General features: G+C 37.1%; 9 protein-coding genes. 7 read left to right on the forward strand and 2 right to left on the reverse strand.

Annotation, left to right across the window (positions count from 1 at the left end; translation table 11 throughout):
* The first annotated feature begins 136 nt into the window (after nt 1-136).
* Nucleotides 137-11,779, forward strand: a complete 11,643-nt coding sequence (locus T410_RS00730; protein ID WP_035667761.1) for a PKD-like domain-containing protein — start codon at nt 137-139, stop codon at nt 11,777-11,779.
* Between the two features lie 136 nt (nt 11,780-11,915).
* The gene (locus T410_RS17005) at nt 11,916-12,092 is read left to right on the forward strand and encodes a hypothetical protein (protein ID WP_193743712.1); all 177 of its coding nucleotides are present in this window, start codon (nt 11,916-11,918) and stop codon (nt 12,090-12,092) included.
* Nucleotides 12,093-12,283: 191 nt separating this feature from the next.
* Here the strand turns inward: T410_RS17005 and T410_RS00735 are convergent, their stop codons facing one another.
* Entirely contained in the window at nt 12,284-12,736 is a 453-nt protein-coding gene (locus tag T410_RS00735; RefSeq protein WP_035667763.1) for a DUF4442 domain-containing protein, read from the reverse strand.
* 235 nt (nt 12,737-12,971) lie between these two features.
* On the opposite strand from T410_RS00735, the gene T410_RS00740 reads away from it, so the two are divergent.
* The 5 genes from T410_RS00740 (at nt 12,972) to T410_RS00760 (ending at nt 17,374) form a co-directional block, all read left to right on the forward strand.
* Nucleotides 12,972-13,427 carry a DUF4870 domain-containing protein gene (locus tag T410_RS00740; RefSeq protein ID WP_035667766.1) on the forward strand — a complete coding sequence of 152 codons (456 nt, stop codon included), beginning with the start codon at nt 12,972-12,974 and terminating at the stop codon, nt 13,425-13,427.
* Nucleotides 13,428-13,611: 184 nt separating this feature from the next.
* A complete protein-coding gene (locus tag T410_RS00745) occupies nt 13,612-13,941 on the forward strand; it encodes a PadR family transcriptional regulator (protein ID WP_035667768.1) in 330 nt (109 codons plus the stop codon).
* A 5-nt stretch (nt 13,942-13,946) separates the two neighbouring features.
* Nucleotides 13,947-15,707 carry a PspC domain-containing protein gene (locus tag T410_RS00750; RefSeq protein WP_035667770.1) on the forward strand — a complete coding sequence of 587 codons (1,761 nt, stop codon included), beginning with the start codon at nt 13,947-13,949 and terminating at the stop codon, nt 15,705-15,707.
* A gap of 4 nt (nt 15,708-15,711) precedes the next feature.
* Nucleotides 15,712-16,455, forward strand: a complete 744-nt coding sequence (locus T410_RS00755) for a head GIN domain-containing protein (protein WP_035667772.1) — start codon at nt 15,712-15,714, stop codon at nt 16,453-16,455.
* A gap of 85 nt (nt 16,456-16,540) precedes the next feature.
* Nucleotides 16,541-17,374: a GIN domain-containing protein gene (locus T410_RS00760; RefSeq protein ID WP_035667774.1), complete on the forward strand. Its 834-nt coding sequence runs from the start codon at nt 16,541-16,543 to the stop codon at nt 17,372-17,374.
* Nucleotides 17,375-17,554: 180 nt separating this feature from the next.
* Here T410_RS00760 and trxB read toward each other — a convergent pair whose 3' ends face one another.
* The gene (gene trxB / locus T410_RS00765) at nt 17,555-18,502 is read right to left on the reverse strand and encodes a thioredoxin-disulfide reductase (protein WP_035667777.1); all 948 of its coding nucleotides are present in this window, start codon (nt 18,500-18,502) and stop codon (nt 17,555-17,557) included.
* Nucleotides 18,503-18,608: the final 106 nt, after the last annotated feature.

The following is an 18,608-nucleotide window of genomic DNA, read 5'->3' on the forward strand; positions in this document are numbered from 1 at the left end:
CAGCAACAGTAGGATGAATTTTTCATTGAAAATAATACCACTACAATAAACATCTTTTTGTTTCTAAAAAATAGCATGAATTTCTCTATGCCTTTTTATAAAAATATTAATCGTTTGATTTTAAAATGTTGGTGTCATGAAAAAAAAATACTTATTAATTATTTTATTACTTCTAAGTTCACTACACAGTTTTGGGCAATCAGCAACAACAACTAAAACAGATGTACTTTGCCTTGGAGATACAACAGGCTCTATTGACCTAACAGTTACTGGAGGGACACCACCTTATACTTTTATGTGGAGTAACGCTGCGACAACTGAGGATTTAAGCGGCCTAACAGCAGGAACGTACAGTGTGGTTGTAACTGATGCAAATGGAATAATTCCTACTGCTCCAGTTACCATAACCCAACCTTCCTCTGCAATTTTAATCAGCAGTGCAACAAAAACTTTTTATAATGGAGCTGAGCTTAGTTGTGCTACTTCAATTAATGGAGAAATCACTGTAATAGCTTCCGGTGGTACAGGAACTTTAGAATACTCAAAAGATAATGGTGTAACTTTTCAAGCAGCCGCTATATTCAGTGGACTTGCAGCCGGAACCTACCAAATAGTGGTACGAGACGCAAACTCATGCTTTTCATCTGCAACTGCAGTTTCTATTTCAGCTCCAATTGCAGTTTCTATTTCAAGTATAAGCTCAAACTCTCCAGTTTGCTCAGCAAATACTTTAAATCTTTTTTCATCTGGTTTAGGTGGAACAGGTATTTTATCATACAATTGGACCGGACCAAACGGTTTTACTTCCACATTACAAAATCCTTTAATAAATAATGCAACAGCAGCGGCTTCGGGAACTTATACTGTGACGGCAACAGATGCAAATGGTTGTAATAGTTCAGCAACGACAATGGTAGTTGTGAATCCAAATTTAGTACCATCAGTAACTATTGGAGTAAATCCGGGAAATAATATATGCACAGGCACCTCAGCTACCTTTACTGCCACTCCTATTAATGGTGGATCCATTCCTATTTATCAATGGAAAATAAATGGTATAAACACGGGAATTAATAGTCCTACATTTACCACTTCATCATTAGCAAATACTGATAAAGTGACAGTTGTTCTAACTTCTAATGCTACTTGCCCTTCTCTGGCAAATGTCACCAGCAATATAATTACGATGACGGTAAATGACATTGTGATACCATCAGTAAGTATTTCCTCATCGGCTACAATAATTTGCCCAGGTAATTTAATAAATTTTTCTGCTGTACCAATAAATGGAGGCAGTACTCCATCATATCAATGGATGATTAACGGTTTTAATGCTGGTAGTAACAGTCCTAATTTTTCCACCTCATCATTAGTTAATGGCGATGTAGTTACTGTTGAACTAACATCAAATGCAGCTTGTTCGTCACCTACTACAGCTATCAGTAATCCTATAACTATTACGGTAAACCCAGCAACACCATCAGTACCAGGAGCAATTATAGGAACAACGCCAGTATGTCCTGCTACTACAACTTTAACCTATAACATTACACCAGTCCTTAATGCAACAACTTATACATGGACAGTTCCTATAGGATGGTCAATTACAGCTGGTGCTGGAACAAATTCAATTTCTGTAACATCAGGAACTACAGGTCAAAATGGAACTATTAGTGTTACCGCTAGAAATAGTTGCGGAACTAGTATAGCAAGTACGTTGGCTGTAACGGTAAGTCCGGCAATACCAGCAACGCCAGGAACAATAACAGGTACTATTATACAATGTCCCGCTTTAAATGGCCAGATATATAGTGTCGTTGCGGTAACTAATGCAACAACTTATAATTGGACAATTCCAACAGGATGGTCCATCTCTTCAGGTGCAGGAACAAATTCTATTATAGTAACATCAGGTAACACTGGTCAAAATGGAAACATTAGTGTTACAGCTGAAAATAGCTGTGGAACAAGTGCTGCAAGAACTTTGGCAGTAACAGTAGCTCCAACAACTCCTGCAACTCCTGGAGCAATAATGGGTACAGTTACACAGTGTCCAGCATTAGCAGGACAAATATATAGTGTTGCTGCGGTTACCAATGCTACTACTTATACTTGGACCGTTCCATCTGGCTGGTCAATAACTAGCGGAGCAGGAACAAATTCAATAACTGTAACATCAGGTAACGCGGGTCAAAATGGAAATATTACTGTCACTGCCGGGAATAGTTGCGGAACGAGTTCAGCAAACACTTTAGCAGTAACGGTAAGTCCCGCAACACCGGCTACGCCCGCAGCTATAATCGGAACTTCATCCTTATGTCCTGGAATTACTGGATTAACGTATAGCATTGCTGCTGTAACCAATGCGACAACTTATAACTGGACAGTTCCAACAGGATGGTCAATTAGCACTGGTACTGGAACAAATTCAATTATTGTAACATCAGGAAGTGCTGGACAAAACGGAAACATTAGTGTTACCGCTGGAAATAGTTGCGGCACCAGTTCATCAAGAATTTTGGCAGTAACCGTAACTCCAGCAACTCCAACAACACCGGGAGCAATAACGGGAACTGTTACACAATGTCCTGCATTAACGGGGCAAATTTATAGCATTGTTGGGGTAACTAATGCGACAACTTATAATTGGACTATTCCAACGGGATGGTTAATAACCGCGGGTGCTGGAACAAATTCAATTTCTGTAACATCAGGTAGTGCGGGTCAAAATGGAAACATTACTGTTACAGCTGGAAATAGCTGCGGTACAAGTGCAGCCAATTCCTTGGCAGTAACTGTAAGTCCAGCGACACCAGCAACACCGGGAACAATATCTGGAACTTCACTAGTATGTCCAAGCATTTCAGGATTAACATATAGCATAGCTGCAGTAGCTAATGCGACAACTTATACTTGGACAGTTCCAGCTGGCTGGTCAATTACCGGCGGAGCAGGAACAAATTCTATTACTGTGACATCCGGTACTGCAGGTCAAAATGGAAACATTAGCGTCACCGCTGGGAATAGTTGTGGTACAAGTGCCGCAAAAAATTTGGCTGTAACTGTAAATCCCGGAACACCCGGAACACCTGGAACAATAAGTGGCTCAACAGAACAGTGTATAAGCAAATCAGGCCTAATTTACAATATAACTGCAGTTCCAAATGCTACTTCTTATACTTGGATTTTACCTTCAGGATGGAGTATAACAGCAGGGGTAAATACAAATTCTATTATGGTTTCGACATCAGGAACTGCGGTTAGTGGAAATATTACCGTAACCGCAACCAATTCTTGCGGTACAAGTGGTGCGCAAACTTTCGCAGTAACTGTAAATACTGCAATACCGGTGACACCTGGAACAATTTCTGGTTCCATTTCTCTTTGTCCCGTTGTATCAGGTTTAGTGTATTCAATTGCTGCTGTACCTAACGCCACTACTTATACATGGACTTTACCTACAGGTTGGTCAATAACAGCTGGACAGGGCTCTACTTCTTTAACTGTAAATGCAGGCCCTACTGCTACAAGTGGTAATATCTCTGTCACTGCAAATAATGCATGTGGATCAAGTACTGCTAGGATACTCGGTGTAACAGTTGGTAATTTTGCAACAGCAAATGCAGGACCAGACCAGGTTATATGTGCCGGAGATATAGTACAATTAAGTGGCTTAGTTGGTGGCGCGGTCAATTCAAATCCAGCTAACAATTATATTTGGTCACAATCACCTTCAGGATTGGGTTCATTCAATAGTACTAATGGAAAAACTCCCATATTTACACCTAATGCTTCGGGAATTGCAGCTGGCACAATAACGATTACCTTAACATCAGCAACACCTTCTGGAACTTGTGGGGCTGCAAGTGACCAAATGATAGTAACAATAACACCTATTGCAAGTATCGCTTCTGTTACAGGCACAAGTACTTTGTGCAGTTCCGGAACAACAACCTATATAGCGAACTCTGTAGTTCTTAGCGGTGGTATTGGTGCTTGGAGTAGCAGCAATACTGCTATAGCCACAGTTAACAGTTCAGGAATCGTAACTGGAATTGCAGCAGGTAATTGTAATATTATTTATACTATTACTGGTGGCTGTGGCGGAACTAAAACAGCCTTTCAAGCTATCACTATTAACGCAGCACCAACTGTTAATGCTGGAGGACCTGATGTGGTTTGCCAATCTTCAAGTCCTGCAGCCATTACATTAGCTGGCGCATCTGTGGGCGGAGGAGCTACAACCGGCGCATGGTCTATAACATCTGGCGGGGGATTATTAAGCAGCACAGCACAAACTGCAACTCCTGCATCAGTAACGTATACTCCTGCAGCTAATTTTAGTGGAACCGTTACTCTTACCCTTACTACAAATGCTCCTAGTGCGTGTTCTGTTGTAAGTGCAACAAGAACCATAACTATAAACGCTGCTCCAACTGTTAATGCCGGAGGACCCGATGTGATTTGTCAATCTGCAAGTCCTGTAGCCATTACATTAGCTGGTGCATCTGTGGGAGGAGGAGCTACAACCGGCGCATGGTCTATAACCTCTGGTGGGGGATTATTAAGCAGCACAGCTCAAATTGCAACTCCTGCAACAGTAACCTATACTCCTGCAGCAAACTTTAGTGGAACTGTTACTCTTACCCTTACTACAAATTCTCCTAGTGCGTGTTCTGTTATAAGTGCAACAAGAACCATAACTATAAACTCTGCTCCAACCGTTAATGCCGGAGGACCTAATGTGATTTGCCAATCTGCAAGTCCTGCATCCATTACATTAGCTGGTGCATCTGTGGGCGGAGGAGCTACAACCGGTGCATGGTCTATAACATCTGGTGGGGGATTATTAAGCAGCACAGCTCAAACTGCAACTCCTGCAACAGTAACCTATACTCCTGCAGCTAATTTTAGTGGAACCGTTACTCTTACCCTTACTACAAATACTCTTAGTGCATGTTCTGTTGTAAGTGCAATAAGAACTATAACTATAAACACTGCTCCAACTGTTAATGCCGGAGGACCCGATGTGATTTGTCAATCTGCAAGTCCTGCAGCCATTACATTAGCTGGTGCAACTCTAGGCGGAGGAGCTACAACCGGCGCATGGTCCATAACATCTGGCGGGGGATTATTAAGCAGCACAGCTCAAACTGCAACTCCTGCAGCAGTAACGTATACTCCTGCAGCTAACTTTAGTGGAACCGTTACTCTTACACTTACTACAAATGCGCCTAGTGCCTGTTCTGTTGTAAGTGCAACAAGAACTATAACTATAAACTCTGCTCCAACTGTTAATGCCGGTGGACCAGAAGTAATTTGTGAAACTGCAACTCCTGCAGCCATTACACTAGCTGGTGCAACTTTAGGCGGAGGAGCTACAACCGGTGCATGGTCCATAACCTCTGGCGGGGGATTATTGAGCAGTACAGTACAAACTGCAACTCCTGCAACAGTAACTTATACTCCTGCAGCAAACGTTAGTGGAACTGTTACTCTTACGCTTACTACAGATGCTCCTAGTGCGTGTTCTGTTATAAGTGCAATAAGAACTATAACTATAAACACTGCTCCAACTGTTAATGCCGGAGGACCCGATGTGATATGTCAATCCACAACTCCTGCAGCCATTACATTAGCTGGTTCATCTGTAGGCGGTGGAGCTACAACTGGCGCATGGTCCATAACCTCTGGTGGGGGATTATTAAGCAGCACAGCACAAACTGCAACCCCTGCAACAGTAACTTATACTCCTGCAGCAAACTTTAGTGGTACCGTTACTCTTACACTTACAACAAACGCACCTAGTATGTGTTCTGTTGTAAGTGCAACAAGAACCATAACTATTAACCCTTCCGCTACAGTTAGTGCCGGTTCTGACCTGACAATTTGTTCAAATACAACTGCTACAATGGCTGGTTCTTTTGGAGGAAGTGCTACCTCAGCCACTTGGAATACAAGCGGAAGCGGTACATTTAATAACAATACACCAACTGCGATTTACACACCAAGCGCTACTGATATTAGTGCAGGTACCGTTACGCTAACGTATACTACTAATGATCCGATTGGTCCATGTCTATCCTTAAATGCAACTATCATCCTAACAATTAAGAAAGCTGTAGTAATTACAACACAGCCGTCAAACACAAGTATATGTGCCAGTTTTCCTGTAAATCTAAGCGTCGTTGCCATTGGTGATGGATTGACTTATCAGTGGTATAAAGGCTCAGCTCCAAGCGGAACACCAGTAGCTAATTCAGCCAATATTTCGGGAGCTCAATCAACAAATCTTCATTTTAATCAGGCAAATCTAACTGATGATGGTAATTATTATGTAATAATTGGTGGGGCATCACCATGCGCATCTGTTATCTCTGCTCAAAGAACATTGAATGTTGACCAAGCTATTATTGTAGCTACACAACCGGTTTCACAAGTACTGTGCACTGGTTCTAATGTGACATTTACTGTTGTTGCTGATGCCAATGGAGATCCTTTGTCTTTTCAATGGAGAAAAAATGGTATAAATATTGGTGGAGCGACTTCTACCTCCACATCTTCAACATTAACAATAAATAATAGTACCGCAGTTGATGCAGCTAATTATGATGTCTTGATATCAGGTCCTGCAGGTTACACTTGTTCCTCTGTACAATCTGCAATTGCAACATTAACGGTTAATCCGCTACCGACAATCAGCGGAATACTCAACGTATGTGAAGGGTCTACAACACAATTAAGCGGTTCAACATCTCCTGCAGCAGTTAATCCTTGGGTATCTTCTAATACTTCAGTAGCTAGTGTAAGTAATACTGGTCTAGTAAGCGGTATCACCTCTGGTACAACGGTAATAACTTATACCAATAGTAACGGTTGTAAAACAACAGCGACAGTTCTAGTTAATGCAACTCCAAATGCTCTAGCCACAAATGCTACACAAACAATTTGCTCATCTGGTACAATTGCCACAATGGCTCTTTCAGGAAACGTAGCTTCGACTACTTTCAATTGGACTAGAAATAATACAGTAGCGGTAACCGGAATTCTTGCCAGCGGTAACGGAAACATCAGCGGAAGTTTGACAAATACTACAAGTGCGCCAGTAACCGTAACTTTCACTATTACCCCAGTAGCAAATGGATGTCCTGGAACACCAATTACAGCAACGATTTTAGTAAATCCAACTCCTACTGCGGTTGCAACCCTAGCATCACAAACGATATGTTCAGCCACTGCAATTACAACAATAGCGCTTACTGGCAGTGTTGCTTCGACTACTTTCAATTGGACTAGAGATAATACAGGAACAGTAACTGGAATAGCTGCCAACGGAAATGGAAACATTAGCGGAAGCTTAATCAACTCCACTACTGCATCTATAACAGTAACTTTTACCATTACTCCTACGGCAAATGGATGTCCTGGAACACCAATTACAGCAACAGTCATTGTGAATCCGAGATCAAATGCGGTCGCAACAAATTCTACTCAAACAATTTGTTCAACAAATGCAATTGCAACAATGGTTCTTTCAGGAAGCATAGCTTCGACTACTTTCAATTGGACTAGAGACAATACAGTAGCGGTAACCGGAATTCTTGCCAGCGGAAGCGGAAACATTAGTGGAAACCTTACGAATTCTACTAATATGCCTGTAACAGTAACTTTTAACATTATTCCTACAGCAAATGGATGTCCTGGAACACCAATAACAGCAACGGTTTTAGTAAATCCAACTCCTAATGCGGTTGCAACTCCAGCATCACAAACCATATGTTCAGCCAGTGCAATTACATCAATAGCACTTTCTGGAAGTGTTGCTTCAACTTCATTCAATTGGTCTAGAGATAATACAGTAGCGGTAACGGGAATTGCAGCAAGCGGTAACGGAAACATCAGCGGAAGTTTAACAAATACTACAAGTGCTCCAGTAACCGTAACTTTTACTATTACCCCTACAGTTAATGGATGTCCCGGAACATCAATAACTGCTACAGTTCTAGTGAATCCAACACCAAATGCAGTTGCGACTCCAGCGTCACAAACGATATGTTCAACCAGTGCTATTACGGCTATCGTTTTATCAGGAAGCGTAGCTTCAACTATTTTTAATTGGACCAGAGACAATACAGTCGCTGCAACCGGAATTTTGGCTAGTGGAAGTGGCGCCATCAGTGGAACTTTGACAAACACAACTAATGCCGCTGTAACGGTAACTTTTATTATTACACCAACTGTAAATGGTTGTAGTGGGATACCAATAACTGCAACGGTTATCATTGAAGCTGCTTCGGTAGGAGGGGCAGTTACCATTTCTCAACCCAATATTTTACCAGTGGTTAAAATCGTTACGGTTTGTCACTCTGCCAACGGAACGATATACTTGAGTGGACATACAGGTACTATTGTTAGATGGGAATCATCAACTACAGGTGGAGCTAGTTGGACACCAATTGCAAATACTGGTACAACTTATAATTATACAAATATTCTGTCAACTACACTATTTAGAGCGGTTATCCAAAACGCATCATGTCCACAAACCTATTCTGCAGTCTCAATTATAAACGTGATTCCAAATATCAAACCATCACCTGTTACCGCAACACCGTCAACAATATGCAATGGAGATTCAACTATTTTATCTTCACAAAGCGGCTATGCTACAAGTCAAAACCTTGCAACTGGCGGTGCTTTTAATAATTCTAACCCTACAGGATGGTTGGTAGATGGATGTGGTAATTGTCTAAATGCAGGTTCAAGTAATACAAACCCAAATCCATTTCAACTAAGCGCAACAAATGGCGGTACTTATTCCGGTATAAATTATACTTCAGTTGGTAAATTTGCTATTGCAAATGGTAATTTTAACTCTGTATTACAAACCCCTGTTTTTTCTACGTTAGGATTGAGTTCCGCAAGTTTAAGTTTTGATCATGCCTATTTTTTAACAGCAGGTGCTTCTGCAAAAATTGAAATTTCCATAGATGGTGGCACTTCGTACAATACTATTTTAGCGCAATACAATGGTGTAAGTTCACAAGGCCCCTATAACATCAGTACGAATATGAGTATTGATTTGAGTAACTATTTAGGGCAAACTAACTTAAAAATCCGTTTTAATTATCAAGGTACCGTAGGAAGTTCATGGGCAATAGACAACATTAAAATCCCAGAAGCTCCAGTAGGTGTACTAACATCACAATGGATTGATACTAATACTAATACCGTTATAAGTAATAGTAATTCTACAAATGCAACGGTATCCCCAAGCATCACAACTACTTATGCCGTAACATCATTTCTTAATGGTTGTACTAGTTTTGGCCCTAATGGAACTACCTACGTAACCGTAACGGTAAATCAAAGACCTACAGCAAACATAGGCGCAAATCAAACCATTTGTTATGATGGAACAGCCACTTTCAATGTTGCTTTAACAGGAACCGCTCCTTGGAGCGTAACCTATAGCAATGGTACAACTCTAACAACAGTTAATAATGTCAATGTGAATCCTTTTGTATTTACTGTTTCTAATATCACAACAAATAAAACGTATACCATCACAGCATTGAGCGATTCTCAATGTACTGCAAAACCAATAGATTTAACTGGATCAGCTACCGTAACAGTTTTGAATGGAACAGCTGGTTTATGGACCGGATTGGTAAGTACAGATTGGTTTGATTGTAAAAACTGGGCCGGCGGATTACCTTCTAGCATCATAAATGCCCAAATTCCTTCCGTCCCTTCCGGAGGACCTAGAATGCCAGTAATAGACCCTGCAAACTCATCTTTTGCAGCAGCTTACAGTAATATTGCAAGCGCACAAGACTTGATAATTGCAAGCGGAGCTACGGTTACGATGGCCTCCACTGGTGTTTCAAATTTGCAAATTAGTCGCGACTGGAAAAATAGTGGTTCTTTTATTCCGGGAATTGGAACAGTAACCTTTAATGGGGGAACTGCTAATCAAATTCAGACTGTCAATCTGGGCATTAAAACCAATGAAACTTTTTATAATTTAACTACAAACAATTCAGGTACTGCTAAAGGAATTAGTCTAGTAGACAACTTTGAATTAACTGTTTCTAATATTTTATCCTTATTGAGCGGTAATATCCGTTTAACTGGGGAAGCGCAATTAGTTCAGGCTGGAAGCGGAGCAAATCCTATTGGCGGTTCCGGAAAATTATTGAGAGATCAACAAGGTCAAAAAAACAGTTTCAATTACAATTACTGGTCATCCCCTGTTAGTCTAAATAATACTAATTATTCTATTAGCGGTATTTTAAGAGACGGTACAGATGTAACCACAAGCCCCTTTAGTTCTGGAATCATCAATTTTGGAGATGGAGCCTATTTTGCTGATGGAGCTTTATCGAACCCCATAAAAATTAGTAACAGATGGATCTGGTCCTACAATTCATTAACACCCGATTCTAATACGGATTGGGATAATTATTACCAATGGAACTATATTGGAAGTACAGTAGTAATCAGAATAGGAGAAGGATTTACAATGAAAGGAACTGATGGAACAGCTTCCTTACTTTCAACACAAAATTATGTTTTTGTTGGAAAACCAAATTCTGGAACTATTGCATTAAACATAAGCTTAGACCAAACCTATTTAATAGGGAATCCATATCCATCCGCACTTGACGCCGATGAATTTATAAAAGACAATTTAAAAGATTGTGGTGGTTGCAGGGCCAGTGCCAATATATTTAGCGGAGCACTGTATTTTTGGGATCATTTTGGATTGACAAGTAATCACTTATTAGCAGATTATGTAGGAGGTTATGCAACTTATACCTTAATGGGCGGATTAGTAGCTATTGCTGATGACCCCTTGAATATAAATAATGGTTCAACCGGTAGCAAAACTCCAAACCACTACATTCCGGTAGCCCAAGGATTTTTTATAGATGCTTCATTAGATCCATCAATAGCAGGAACGGCAACTACAGTTCAAGGTGGAACCTTAAATTTTAAAAATAGTCAACGAGCTTTCATTAGAGAAAGTTCCGGGAATTCAATATTCATGAAACAAAGTGTTCCTAAAAAAATGGCAGTTGAACAAATTGACCTAAGATCAAAAATCAGATTAAGTTTAGTTTCAGCTATAGGAATAAATCGACAATTATTAGTGGGAGTTGACAGTAATACCACTAATGATTTTGACATTGGTTATGATGCCCCAATGCTAGAGGTAGAGGGAGATAACATTTATTGGGAATTTAGCAATAGTAAATTTGTGATTCAAGGTGTCCCAGATTTTAATGACGACCAAATAATTCCTATAGGTTTGACTATAGCAAATGAAGGATTGACTACTATCAAAATTGATGCGCTAGAAAGCGTTCCTGAAACTACTGAAGTTTACTTATATGATAATATTTCCGGAAGTTATCATAATCTTAAAAATAGTGGTTTTGCAATTCCGCTTGCTATTGGTGAATACAGTAATCGTTTCTCTTTACGATTTACCAACAAAACACTCGGTGTTGAAGACAATACGACTAATGACGGCATTCAAGTCTTGTATTCAAACAATTATAAAGTTTTAATTATCCAAAACAAAGTTCTTGACACGATGGTTAAGGAAGTTCACTTGTTTAATCTATTAGGCCAGGAGCTTACAAAATGGAATGTTGAAAATATGGAGCAAACCAGAATTCAAATTCCAATCAAGAACCTAAGTTCCGGAGTTTACATTGTAAAACTAAAAACTTCGAAGGGAGAATACAGCAAAAAAATTATAATCAAATAAAAATACATCTTGAAAACTGGCGTAATTAAGTAAATATTAACGATGAATTTAAAATTGATATTAAATATTCTTTTTATATTTGAGGAATTAATTGCTTTAATACTAAAAAAATAATTACAATTTTAACTATACAAAAATGAAAAAAATAGGTACCCTTTTAGCAATATTTTTATTTACAATTAGCGCCAGCGCACAAGAAACAAAACCAGTTACAAAGGAAAAAGTTAAAAAAGAATCTTGTTGTTCCAAATCAAAAGCGGAAGGCAAAAAATGTGATGCATCAATGGCTAAATCAAATGGAAAAAAGTGCTAAACTAAAGCATAATTATTCGATTTTTCATCAAAAACGCCTCTTCAATTTGAGGCGTTTTTCTATTTCATAATTCCTACAACCTGTTGGTTTCAATTATTCAAAACGTGGATTCGAATGTTTTTTGCAATAAAACCAGACTAAACTTCTCGATACGCTACGCACTTGAAGTGACGTGTATCGAGAACCGTTTTTTATTTAACTCTTACACTCCATTCAAAATCCATTTCAGAAACTTGGATTCCTTTTTCATCTGTTCCAATAGATTTCATCCAAAAGGTCTGCCCTTCTCCATTAGCAATAGTTTCTTGAATGGCTTTTTCTGGTAAATCCCCATCCTTACAGGTAAAAGTGATTCTCCCTGTCGCTTTCTTAGTAAAATTTCCTTTATTATTCGCCACCAACATCGATATTTTTTTGCCGCTTTTTTGAATTTGATAGATAACCAAAGCTCCCGTAGAAAGCTCGGCAGCCATTGCCTGTACAGCAAAATACATGGAATTGAATGGATTTTGGTTAATCCAGCGGTGTTTCACTGACACTACACATTTATGCTCATCTATCTCTTTTACACGTACGCCACAGATAAATGCCGATGGTAATTTGAACAATAGAAATTTATTAAGTTTTGATACGGTAAGTTTCATATGTAGTTACTATTTGTTTTTATATAAAAATATGGCATCGCTATTCTTCATTATTTTGGAATTTTGACCGTAGCGAGTTCATTATTGCTAGTTTTTTAAGCTAATATACAAAAAAATACTATGCGTACATATAAAATAACTTTGTTAATATTTTGTTAATATTTGGTACTATGCGATACAAGATACTGTCTTTTAGATATATATTTGCATAAGAAATTACTATATACTTTTAATCATGGAAACAACTACCGAAAAAAACACCGCTACATTTACTCATTTGAGTGCTTTAACTCAATATTTCATTCCTTTTGGAAATTACATTTTCCCAATATTGTTTTGGTCTTCAAAAAAAGACAAATCGGAATTTGTGGATCATAATGGAAAACAAGTCCTGAATTTCCAATTGAGTTTATTACTATATTCTTTAGTCCTTATTATGATAGCTACTCCTATCTTTATAATTACTTTCCTAAAAAATATTCCTTTTGAAGCGCTAATAAATGATCACGATATTATTTTAAGAAATTTTAGTTTTGAAGGCAACATCGGAATGTTGACAGTGGGTTTAGTAGCTGTTTTAATTTTTGGTCTTTTGAAAGTGGCTGAATTCTTTTTAATCATTTATGCTTCCATAAAAACATCAAATGGTGAAAAATACAACTACCCAATTACGATTCCTTTTATCAAATAGTAAATACTAAATGTAGGTAAGCAGTTTCTAAATAGCCCTGATTGCAATGGAAATCCTTTTTTATTTTTTCTTTAAAAATAAAAAAGATTGAAATGGAAAGCAGGAAATAGCTTCAAAAAATAATCATCAATCATCAATCAAAAAATGAACAGTTTAATTAACACAAAATCAAAAAAAAGAAATTATGAACATTGAAAACACAAAAGCCCAGATGCGCAAAGGTGTTCTCGAGTTTTGCATCTTATCCGTATTGAAAGAAAAAGATGCCTACACATCGGAAATATTAGACACTTTGAAAAACGCAAAATTGTTAGTCGTGGAGGGAACCATTTATCCATTACTCACAAGATTAAAAAATGATGGATTACTCAATTATCGTTGGGAAGAATCAACATCAGGACCACCAAGAAAATATTATGGTCTAACTGAAATAGGACAAACTTTTTTAAACGAACTTAGTGGCACTTGGACTGAATTATCGGATGCCGTGAACCTTATAACCAACCAAAAATAATAGTCATGAACAAAACTGTAAATATAAACCTAGGCGGAATGTTCTTTCATATAGATGAAGATGCATACCAAAAATTAACCCGATACTTTGATGCTATAAAACGTTCTTTATCGAATTCATCAGGACATGATGAAATTATAAAAGATATCGAAATGCGTGTTTCGGAATTATTGAACGAGAAACAAAAAAGCGACAAACATGTTGTAGGATTAAAAGATGTTGATGAGGTAATTGCCGTTATGGGACAACCTGAAGATTACATCATTGAAGATGAAATGAAAAGTTCTCAAACCTATGCTGACAACACTAACAGAAGAACAAAAAAACTATACAGAGATAAAGAAAAAGGAATGATTGGTGGTGTTGCTGCTGGATTGGGACACTATTTTGGAATTGATTCTGTTTGGATTAGAATTGTTTTGATATTATTAGTTTTTGCTGGATTTGGAACCGGTATTCTTGCCTACATCATTCTGTGGGTTGTAACACCAGAAGCCATTACAACATCCGAAAAACTAGAAATGACTGGAGAACCGGTTAACATTTCTAATATTGAAAAAAAAGTAAGAGAAGAGTTTGAAAGCGTTTCAGGTAAATTAAAAAACGTTGATTACGACAAATATGGCAATCAAATTAAAACTGGAGCCAATAAAATAGGAAGCTCTTTTGGCGATTTCATCATGACAGTTTTTAAGGTTTTCGCAAAATTTTTAGGTGTGATTTTAATTATGTCAAGTTTAGCAATACTAATCGTTTTCTTAGTTGGTGTTTTATCACTGGGCTCAACAGGTTTCACTAATTTCCCATTTCACGATTTTATCGAATCTGGAAATTTCACGGATTATCCAATTTGGTTTTTTGGAGTTTTATTTTACATCGCTGTAAGTATTCCAGCATTTTTCTTAATGCTTTTGGGTTTCAAATTATTAGCCCCAAATATGAAATCTATCGGAAATATCGCTAAATATACTTTATTGGCAATTTGGATAATTTCAATTGCATTATTAATATCAATAGGTGTAAAACAAATGTCAGAGTTTTCGGCTAATGGTAGAGTTGTAAATAAGCAAATCATACCATTGAAAGAAAATGACACGTTACGTATAAAATTTATACATAATGATTATTTTTCAAAAAATATAAATGACAATCACGATTTCATGGTTACTGAGGATTCCACCGGTACAAAAGTGATTTATTCTAATCAAGTACGTATCAATATCCTTAAAACAGATGAAAAATTACCTTATATCCAAATTGAAAAAGAAGCGAAAGGAAAATCATTGTTTGAAGCTAAGAAAACAGCTAAAAAAATTCAATATGGCTATACGATTATTGGTAACCAATTAATTTTAGATAACTATCTATTAACTGATTTCAAAAATAAATTCCGTGATCAAGAAGTGGAAATCTTTTTATACTTACCTGAAGGAACTTTATTGAAACCTGATTCTTCTGTTCAGGATTATGACAGATCAGACGATTCGTTCTTCAACTTACATTACAGTTCTGACAACTACATTTACAAAGTAGAAAGCTCACAAATAAAATGTTTGAATTGTCCAGCTGATGAAAACGAATATGATGATGTAGATGGAAATGAGGATGGCGATAACGTAGAAGTAAACATTACTGGAAAAACAACAAAAAATGATAGTATTACAACAACTACGGTAAAAGTAAATGGCGAAACAGTAACCGTAAATGAAGCTGGAACCAAAAAAGGCTTATCAATAGGTAAAAACGGTGTAATCATTAAAAATTAACGCTATGATAAAAATCATCACACTAATCACAAAATTCATTATTGTCACTTTGATTGCCTTGCTATTTGCATCATGTAATCATATGATAAACATGAAATCAATAGAAGGAAGTGGTCACGTTACAACCGAAAAACGAATTGTACAGGGTGATTTTAAAAATGTAGAAGTCAGCAATACCATAGATCTTGTTATTGAACAATCTAACAAAATAGAAATCATTGTTGAAGCTGATGACAATTTACAGAAAGAAATCACTGCCAAAGTAGAGAATGGTGTCCTTATTATTGCTTGTGATTACAATTCTTTCAACAATATAAAATCAAAAAAAGTAACAGTAAAAATGCCTGTTATAGAAGGATTAGAGGCTTCAAGTGCAGCTACAATCAAAAGTAGCCATACATTAAAAGGGGAAAATATAAAACTGGAATCCTCAAGCGCTGCTTCAATAGATTTAAACATTGAATTTGATACTATTTATAGCGAAGCCAGTAGCGGCAGTACTATTAACATCAACGGGAAAGCACTTCAACTTAATACAGAAGCATCAAGCGGCAGTACAATAAATGCCAAAGATTTATTAGCGAATGATATTAAAGCTGAAGCTTCAAGTGGCTCTACAATTAATGTCCATCCAATTGTAAGCCTAGACGCAGAAGCATCAAGCGGATCGACAGTAAGTTATAATACTGTTCCAAAATCAATTCGAAAAGAAGAAAATTCAGCAGGAAGTATCCACCAGGAACAATAAAACTATTTACTCTAAAAATAAGATCAATCATCCATCAAAAGTGGATGATTTTTTTATATTTGTATACATCCTAATCCAAATAAAAATGAAAAAACATACTATCATACTCCTGCTTTTTTTATCAACCACATTGATATTAGCACAAAAGAAAGATAAAATAAAAGGATCAAAAACAGTTACCGTTGAACAAAGAGAAGTTGGTAATTTTGAAATGCTTGAAGTTGAAGACAATCTAGAAGTTCATTTGGAGAGAGGAGAAAAAACAGACCTGAAAATTGAAGCCGATGATAATTTACAGGATATTATCTCATTCGATTTAAGAGACAAAACACTTCGTATTTACGCCACAAAAGAAGCCGTAAATTATAAAAAACTAATTGTAAGAGTTACCTATACTAAAGATTTAAACTTGGTAACATCCAGAAATAAATCGAGTATAAATGCAATACAAGAAATTCAAGTAGAAAATTTAACATTTAAAGCCTATGATAATTCCCAACTTTATTTAAATGTCAATGCAAAAAATTTCATATTACAGGCGGATGATAAATCAAAAACGGAATTGAATTTAAAATCAGAAAGCGCAATTGTTGAATTAAGTAAAAGTTCCTCTTTAAAAGCATTAATTTCCACTATTGATCTGAAAGTTGATATGTACCAAAAATCAAATGCAACTATTGAAGGTGATGCTACCAATGCAATTATCCGATTGGATAATAACTCGAACTTGACAGGGAACAAACTTATTCTAAAAAATGCTGATATCACCACCGAAAGTTATTCCAATTGCAGTTTAAACGCAACAACAGCAGTAATTATTGATGCTGCTAATAAATCAGAAATTCAACTTTTAGGAACTCCAAAAATTGAAATCCGGAAATTTACCGATGAAGCTAAATTGATAAAAAAACTAAAATAGAAAATCCTCACCAACCCCTTCCTCCCCCAACCCCTCCGAAGGAGGGGAGCAAAAAAAGAAATATAATAACATTGTATTGAAACTTACTCCATAAATTATAAACAAAAAGTCCCACTTGCTAAGGCAAATGGGGCTTTTTCATTTTGAAAAGTTAATTAGAGTAAAAAAATCTAATTGACTTTATTCTTTAGAAGCTAAATATCTTTCGGCATCCAGAGCAGCCATACAACCTGTTCCAGCAGCGGTAATAGCTTGACGATACACATGATCTGCAGCATCTCCGGCTACGAAAACTCCACCAACATTCGTTTTTGAAGTCCCAGGAGTATTGATAATATAACCAGTTTCGTCTAATGTTATATAATCTTTAAAAATATCTGTATTCGGCTTATGACCAATGGCTACAAAGAAACCAGTAGCAGGAATATCAAAAATCTCCCCCGTTGTTTTATTTTTTGCTTTTACTCCTTCAACAACTTGCTCGTCTCCTAATACTTCAACAGTATCGTGATTCATTAATATAGTTATGTTCTCTGTTTTACGAACGCGTTCTTCCATGATTTTAGAAGCCCTGAATTTTTCGCTTCGCACTAACATCGTTACTTTTTTACAAAGTTTTGACAAATAGTGTGCTTCTTCACAAGCTGAATCTCCTGCTCCAACAATTACTACTTCCTGATTTCTATAGAAAAAACCGTCACAAACAGCGCATGCAGAAACCCCTCCACCCATTTTTAAATAGTGTTGTTCTGTAGGTAAGCCTAAATATTTAGCAGATGCTCCGGTTGAAATAATTACGGTTTCACAATGTAATTCTTTAGTACCATTAATCCATACTTTATGGATATCTCCTGAAAAATCTACTTTAGTTGCCCAACCATCACGTACATCAGAACCAAAACGTTGTGCCTGCGCTTGTAATTGAACCATCATCTCAGGACCTGTAACTCCATCAACATATCCGGGAAAATTCTCTACTTCATTGGTTGTAGTAAGTTGTCCACCTGGTTGCATTCCTTGGTATAAAACTGGATTCATATTAGCTCTGGCGGCATAAATAGCTGCAGTATAACCTGCTGGACCAGAACCTATAATAAGACATTTAATTTTTTCGATTGTATCAGACATAGTAAAGTATATTATTTTTTTTAACAGCACAAAAATAAGTCATAATTGTGGTATTATAGAACCTGAATAATCAGTTTTTGTTATTCTATAATAAAAAAAATCCCTT

This window comes from Flavobacterium sp. 83 (assembly GCF_000744835.1).
GTDB lineage: Bacteria > Bacteroidota > Bacteroidia > Flavobacteriales > Flavobacteriaceae > Flavobacterium.

Excerpts from the sequence above, each read along its gene's own strand:
- T410_RS00730 (WP_035667761.1), top strand. The coding sequence starts at position 137 with ATGAAAAAAAAATACTTATTAATTATTTTATTACTTCTAAGTTCACTA.
- T410_RS17005 (WP_193743712.1), top strand. The coding sequence starts at position 11,916 with ATGAAAAAAATAGGTACCCTTTTAGCAATATTTTTATTTACAATTAGC.
- T410_RS00735 (WP_035667763.1), bottom strand. The coding sequence starts at position 12,736 with ATGAAACTTACCGTATCAAAACTTAATAAATTTCTATTGTTCAAATTA.
- T410_RS00740 (WP_035667766.1), top strand. The coding sequence starts at position 12,972 with ATGGAAACAACTACCGAAAAAAACACCGCTACATTTACTCATTTGAGT.
- T410_RS00745 (WP_035667768.1), top strand. The coding sequence starts at position 13,612 with ATGAACATTGAAAACACAAAAGCCCAGATGCGCAAAGGTGTTCTCGAG.
- T410_RS00750 (WP_035667770.1), top strand. The coding sequence starts at position 13,947 with ATGAACAAAACTGTAAATATAAACCTAGGCGGAATGTTCTTTCATATA.
- T410_RS00755 (WP_035667772.1), top strand. The coding sequence starts at position 15,712 with ATGATAAAAATCATCACACTAATCACAAAATTCATTATTGTCACTTTG.
- T410_RS00760 (WP_035667774.1), top strand. The coding sequence starts at position 16,541 with ATGAAAAAACATACTATCATACTCCTGCTTTTTTTATCAACCACATTG.
- trxB (WP_035667777.1), bottom strand. The coding sequence starts at position 18,502 with ATGTCTGATACAATCGAAAAAATTAAATGTCTTATTATAGGTTCTGGT.